Origin of the sequence: Sphingomonas sp. Ag1, from assembly GCF_000980895.1 — a bacterium.
Classification (GTDB): Bacteria; Pseudomonadota; Alphaproteobacteria; order Sphingomonadales; family Sphingomonadaceae; genus Sphingomonas; species Sphingomonas panaciterrae.
The window spans coordinates 1-6037 of the sequence record NZ_LAZX01000051.1; the positions used below are offsets into that span (position 1 = coordinate 1).

The following is a 6037-nucleotide window of genomic DNA, read 5'->3' on the forward strand; positions in this document are numbered from 1 at the left end:
GAACCCAGCAGTCGCAATCTCCTTTGAGATGACGATTGATGGTGTCGGCTATGAATTCGAAATTCCAGCTGCTCAGCCTTCGTTCCCCGAGGATGCAGAAGAGGGTGCGAACCAGATGGTCAACGTCACGTTCTCGCCGGTTGGTGACGCAGTGAGCGACACTGATATCATCATCAGGAAGATCACCGCCTAAGCTCTAGCTTAGAACGTGGATGGAGTCGGTGGTTTCAGGTCCACCGACTCCATTTCCTTGAGTGAGCTAAATATCATGCGGTGATGAACACCGCCTCAAAAAACCTGAGGTGATTAATGGAATTCGATTTTGATCTGCCCGAGACTGTTGACGAGACCCGCGAGATTGAGGTCCGCAAGGATGGCAAGTGCTGGGGCGTCTTCGACGTAAAGCACCAGTTCGTCGGATCGCCTGAATGGCTGATCGACTACAAGCGCCACACTGCCAAGCTGAGCCGTCGCGAGCGTGACCGTATTGACGATCCGCAGACCGCAGAGGACATTCAGCTACGTCGTGAAATCCTCATCAGCTTCTTTGTTGATAAGTTCGTTACCAACAGCAAGGCTATCCCGCTGAAGACCGGCGAATGGAAGCACTCCAAGGCGGCGCTCGTTGCATACCTGTCGAACCCGGCAGTCATGTTCGTCTATGAAGAGCTTTCTGACTTCTCCAGCGATGCTGCGAACTATCGCGCCGCTGAAGTAAAGGACGCCGAAAAAAAGTAACCGCTTATCTTAAGTGGCAGCTTCAGTTCAAACCGGGCGAGTTGGAACGGTATGAGAATGAAGCTGCCGCTGCCCGCAAAATCGGCAAGTTCGACCATCCTGCAATCGAGAAACTGGCCGGTGCGCCCAAGCTCAGCTTGGAGCACGACTTCTACCTAGAAGCGTTTCGTACAATCGCGAGTGATCGTCCGGCGAGCATGTCGGCCGGACGTATAGGATGGAGCTTAGTCGTTAAATACGGCGAGTTCTATAATCTCACAAGGCGCGAGATTGAAGAGCTTTGGTACATTATCAAAGCAATGGACGAAGTAGTCCTATCCAGCAGTCAGAGCAGCAGCCCCGCTAAATAGTCGGCCATCCAACTATAGCGGAGCCTGCCTATCCGATGTCTGACACAGTAGTCCGCATTGTTATTGATGCCAGCCAAGCAACACGCGGCGGTTCTCAAGCTGAACGAGCACTAGACCGCGTTGGAGCCGCAACCCGCCGTCTGGATGGCGCGCTCGGCAGAACTACTGTTAACGTCACGACATTTGGTCGCAGCCTCGCCGGCCTGAAGGGCGCTGGTGCGGCTCTCATTCTAGCTGATCTTACTCGCCGCGCTATCGAAGCCGCAGACGGCTTCTCTCTGATGGACGCGAAGCTGAAGGTCGCGACCAAGAACTGGGGCGACCACACTCGCGCACAAGAAGACGCAATGCGAATTGCGCGCACCACTCGTAGTGAGTTGACCAGCACCGCCGTTCTTTACGGCAAGCTGGCCACCACATCGAAGACGCTCAACGCATCACAGGCTCAAGTCGCAACGGCTACCGAGACCGTCACCAAGGCGCTGAAGGTGTCGGGTGCGTCCGCCGGCGAAACAGCATCCACCGTTCTGCAGCTTGGTCAGGCACTCGCTTCGGGCCGCTTGAATGGCGATGAATTCCGCTCTCTTGCTGAGAACGCGCCTCGCTTGATGAAGCTGATCGCGGACAGCATGGGCGTGCCCGTTGGTGCGTTGAAGAAGATGGCAAGCGAGGGGCAGCTGACCAGTGACAAGCTCGTCCGCGCATTCACGGACAAGAAGTACCTCAAGGAACTCGATGAAGAGTTCAAGCTGATGCCGAAGACCTTCGCTGATGCTGGGACCGCGATCGAGAATCTAGCGACGGCGACCTTTGGTGCCTTCAACGAGGGCGGCCAGTTCAGTCAGGCACTCTACGACTTCGCTGACCAAGGCTCCGAAAACATGAAGTCGATCATGGACAAAGCCGCTGAGACGGGCGGCACGATCCGCGACACCTTCGCTGGCCTCTACGACGCATTCCAGCCGCTACAGGAGGGGGGCATCAACGCAGCAGATGAAATCTCGGCTCGTTGGCGCGGTCTGCGTGACGAGATCGCAGACGTTCTCGGCTTGATCGACGGCATCCGCAATTTCGGTCGCGGCTACAGCCTGTTCGGCGGTGACGGTAGCGGCGCAGCCATCGAACTGAGCGCCCTCAACGGCACCAAGGAAGCCCCAAAGAGCGACATGAAGGGCAACTTCCGTCTAGGTTTTGCTCGTAGCAAGCTGGCTCGCTCAAGGGCGAAAGCCAACGCAGAGCTTCGCGAGCGAATGGGCGATCCGAATTTCAATCCACAGGACTGGACAGAGGCGCAGTATCGCGAAGCATTCCAGAGATACCCTAGGAAGCCAAAGCCGACCGGCGGCACAGGCGTCCTTCGCACGCCACCCGGTTCAGCCACCTCAGGCGGTAACAAGAGCCGGGGCCTAAGTGATGCTGAGCGCGACCGCCGCAAGGCAGAGCGCGATGCCGAGCGCCGTCTTGAGCAAGAAACCCGCATGTTCGAGCAGATGGAAGATCAGCTAGCCGTTGCGCGTCTGATGCCCGTCGAAGCCGAGAAGATGGCGGCATACCTCGAACTACAGCGCATCCGCGGCAAGGAGATCACGGCAGACGACAAGAAGCGTCTGGACGATTTGCTGGACCAGACCCGTGCTGCGAAGCTGCTCAGCGATATTCGCGCAGCCAACGACAACGACACCGCCGAACTGAACCATCAGAAGGCGATGCTCGCGATGACCGACAAGGAAGCGGCCATTGCGGAAGCCACATGGGAATTCGAGCGCCGCGCTCTGGAAGATAAGGTCGATATAACGGACGAGCTGTTCCAGAAGGAACTAGCCATCGTGAAGGCTCGCGCGGGCGAGACCTATGAGATCCAGAAGCAGAACAGGCTTCTCAAGGACCGCGACACGCTCCTGTCGCAGTATAGCCCGGCAGAAGCTGACCGTCTCCAATACGAGCAGCTGGACTTCGACCGTAAGCGCCTTGGCGTCCTGCGCGGCAAGAGCGTCGCAGACGGCGGTATCACGGAAGAGCAGTATCAGAGGGCGATGGCCGGTATCGACCGTGCCTCGGCTGAAATCGCTTCTAATTGGCAGCGCGAGTTCTCGGGCCGCATCGGCACTTTCGGTGGCCAGCTGGGTCAGATTTTCAGCGAGGTAGAAACCAAATTCGGCAGGGCCATGAACAGCCTTGCGAGTGCCATCGAGGGCGCCGGTCGTCTGCTCGATGGCCTCGCTGCCGCATCCACCGGCAAGTTCTCAGGTCTGGGTCCAATTGGCGGCCTGATCGACATTCTGGGCACTAACCGTGACGGCACCAGCAACGCGCTGGGCAAGGCAGCGGCCGAAGCGTCGAAGAAGTCGCTCGATCAGCTTATGGGCACGAACGGCCAGAGCAGCGCATTCAAGAACCCACTGTCGTCGCTCTCCAAGGGCTTTGGCGACTTCAAGGGCGACATGAAGAACCTGTTCGGCAAGGGCGGTGACTTCACGAAGGGTCTCGGCTCCATGCTGGGCAAGGCTGGTGCCGGTGCTGGTATCGGCGGCGTAACCAACGATCTTCTCGGCGCAGTGGGCATCAAGCTCAACAAGACCGGCTCGCAGATTGGTGGCGCGCTCGGTGGCACGGTGCTGGGTCCGCTTGGCGCTGTTGGTGGCTCGATCTTGGGCGGTCTGCTCGGCGGCTTGTTCAGCAAGCCCAAGTCTTCGTCGGCTACGTTCGGCATGGGCGCGGACGGCTACCTCACGACTAGCGGTCAGGGTTCCAACAAGGAGCTAACCGCTATTGCGACGGGCGCAGCAAAGAGCGTGATGGGTGGCCTTGAGGGTCTGGCCCAGCAGCTCGGCGGCTCGATCACTGGCACGCCCAACGTCACCATCGGAACGTGGGACGGCAAGTGGCGCGTAGCAAACACGACCACAACCAAGAAGCTCCACAGCAATAACTTCAACTCGTCGGTACTGAAGGACTTCGGCAAGGACGGTGAAGCAGAAGCTATCGCATACGCGCTTCAGTTGGCACTCAAGCAGGGCGTGCTTACGGGCATTTCGGACTTCTCGTCTCGTGTCCTGAAGGCAGCTACGGACTTGGACAAGGCGATCAACCTCGCAACCAAGTACGAGTCCATCGTCAAGGAACTGGCAGCGGTTGATGATCCGATTGGTGCTCCGCTTAAGGAACTGAACAAGCAATTTGAAGCACTCCGAAAGGAGATGACTGCGAACGCTGCAACGGCTTCCGAGCTTGCCAACGTGGATCGTTATTACATGATCCAGCGTGAGAGGATGCTTGAGGATCAGCTATCCTCGATCAAATCGCTTCAGGACAAGCTCATGGGGCCAGAGAGCGGCTTGTCGGGCAAGACCCGTCTCGACAGCAGCATGGCCGAGTTCCGCAAGTACCAGAACGACATTGCAGCGGGTAAGACTGTTGATCCAACCAAGTTCGCTGAGCTTGGTAACACGATCTTCGACACGGCACGCGAACTATATGGCACGTCCGGTCCTATGTTCCAGAACATCAGGAGCGAACTGCTCAAGGCCAACAACGACCTGAAGACCAACGTGGAAAGCATCTACGCTTCCGGCGATGGCAGCACGTCTGTTGTCGCGGCAGTGGACAAGGGCAGTCAGCTACAGGCCGAAGCCATCAAGGAAGCGCAGAGGGCAAACACGCTCAACGAGCAAATCCTTGCCGAGCTACAGCGCGCGAACGCGATCAACGATAACCTGCCAACCAGCAACGTGTCTGCCTCCAACGGTCGCCAGAGCGGCACTGTGTAAATACTGTCGGAGGTAGAACATGGCTATTGATCCCGATCGCGGCAGTTTCGTCAAAGAGGAATACCGCTACGAAGTTGCGAAAGACGATGCCGTAACGGCGGTCCAGCCAAACGCGCGCAAGATCACTTTGCAAACCAATCTCGATCTAGCAGCCGCCAAGGTACTCGCAGACGAGATATTGGCCGAGCACAAGAGTGTCGCACAGGCGTACCGCGTCACGCTGCAAGGCGTGGACAACGTGACGATGGCTGACCTCATCGACAGCCCGCCGACGTTCGCGTGCGTCTTCCCTGATTGGCCGGTTCAGCAAACGGATACGCTCCGCTCGATCACGATCGTCACGGATTACGGCACCTTCACACAGGAAATCACAATCAAGGGGCCGCAATGATCGACCAGCCATTCCTACTCGCCAGCCGCTCACTCCGAGTGAACGACGCAAGCCTACAGCTTCCAAGCTCGCCGGCTGTGAACCTCACCAATGACAACATGGATATGGCGTGGCGCTCGTTTAACCTGAACGCGCCCTATGTCGTGCTGGAATGCTCCGGTGTCGTGGATACGATCGGCATCCTGCACAGCAATGGACGTGACGGCGATACAGTTCGCATCCGCGCTGCCAATAGCGTCAATGAAGCCCTCACAGCGCCAGTATGGGATAGCGGTGAGCTTCCCGCATACGTGGGCGCCCTGCGCGAGCCATACACTCCAAAGACGCTCATTGACGTGCCCAGCGTGACGGCAACCTACTGGCGTTTTGACTTCTCGTTCCCCTCGCATCCAGCGGGCCAGGTCGAGGTGTCGCGTATCGTGATGGGCGAACGCTTCGTCATCGGCAGCGGCATTGATTATGAGTGGTCCAAGGGCGTGATTGATGACAGCCCGATCACCTCCGGTCCCAACTATGAGGACGTGCAGGAATACACCAGCCGTCCGCGCGTGAAGGCCACCTTCGGCCAGATGGAAGAAGCCATGTTCAATGAGCTTGATGCTTTCATGATGCGCGTCGGTACGAAGCAGCCCGTGCTGTTCGCACCAGAACCCGACAACCTAGACAGCGTTCAGCAGTGGACCGTTTATGGTCGCGTGAAGGTGCTATTCGAGGGCATGAACCTCTTCCACAATCTGTGGGAGAGCGATATCGAGGTAGTCGGCCTGAAGGCCTAACCCCGACTTCACATT

The 6037-nt window shown here is 57.9% G+C and carries 6 protein-coding genes; all 6 read left to right on the forward strand.

The genetic code is table 11. From position 1 onward, the window contains the following. Positions 1-193: hypothetical protein (locus XM50_RS20305; RefSeq protein ID WP_046406528.1), on the forward strand; the 193-nt coding region annotated here is incomplete at its 5' end. A 116-nt stretch (positions 194-309) separates the two neighbouring features. Continuing rightward, positions 310-738: a hypothetical protein gene (locus tag XM50_RS00665; RefSeq protein ID WP_046406529.1), complete on the forward strand. Its 429-nt coding sequence runs from the start codon at positions 310-312 to the stop codon at positions 736-738. 41 nt (positions 739-779) lie between these two features. Beyond that, complete coding sequence (locus XM50_RS00670; protein WP_046406531.1) at positions 780-1088, forward strand: phage tail assembly chaperone; 309 nt, start codon at positions 780-782, stop codon at positions 1086-1088. A 35-nt stretch (positions 1089-1123) separates the two neighbouring features. Continuing rightward, positions 1124-4855 carry a tape measure protein gene (locus XM50_RS00675; RefSeq protein ID WP_082102595.1) on the forward strand — a complete coding sequence of 1244 codons (3732 nt, stop codon included), beginning with the start codon at positions 1124-1126 and terminating at the stop codon, positions 4853-4855. 19 nt (positions 4856-4874) lie between these two features. Further along, positions 4875-5246, forward strand: coding sequence for a hypothetical protein (locus XM50_RS00680; protein ID WP_046406534.1), 372 nt, complete (start codon positions 4875-4877; stop codon positions 5244-5246). Beyond that, positions 5243-6022 (forward strand): hypothetical protein, encoded by a 780-nt coding sequence (locus tag XM50_RS00685; protein ID WP_156167041.1) that lies wholly within the window; start codon positions 5243-5245, stop codon positions 6020-6022. Before XM50_RS00680 ends, XM50_RS00685 begins: the two co-directional genes overlap by 4 nt. The last annotated feature ends 15 nt before the right edge of the window (positions 6023-6037 follow it).

Bases quoted from the DNA above. Each gene is read 5' to 3' on its own strand.
- XM50_RS00665 (WP_046406529.1), top strand. From the start codon at position 310: ATGGAATTCGATTTTGATCTGCCCGAGACTGTTGACGAGACCCGCGAG.
- XM50_RS00675 (WP_082102595.1), top strand. From the start codon at position 1,124: ATGTCTGACACAGTAGTCCGCATTGTTATTGATGCCAGCCAAGCAACA.
- XM50_RS00680 (WP_046406534.1), top strand. From the start codon at position 4,875: ATGGCTATTGATCCCGATCGCGGCAGTTTCGTCAAAGAGGAATACCGC.
- XM50_RS00685 (WP_156167041.1), top strand. From the start codon at position 5,243: ATGATCGACCAGCCATTCCTACTCGCCAGCCGCTCACTCCGAGTGAAC.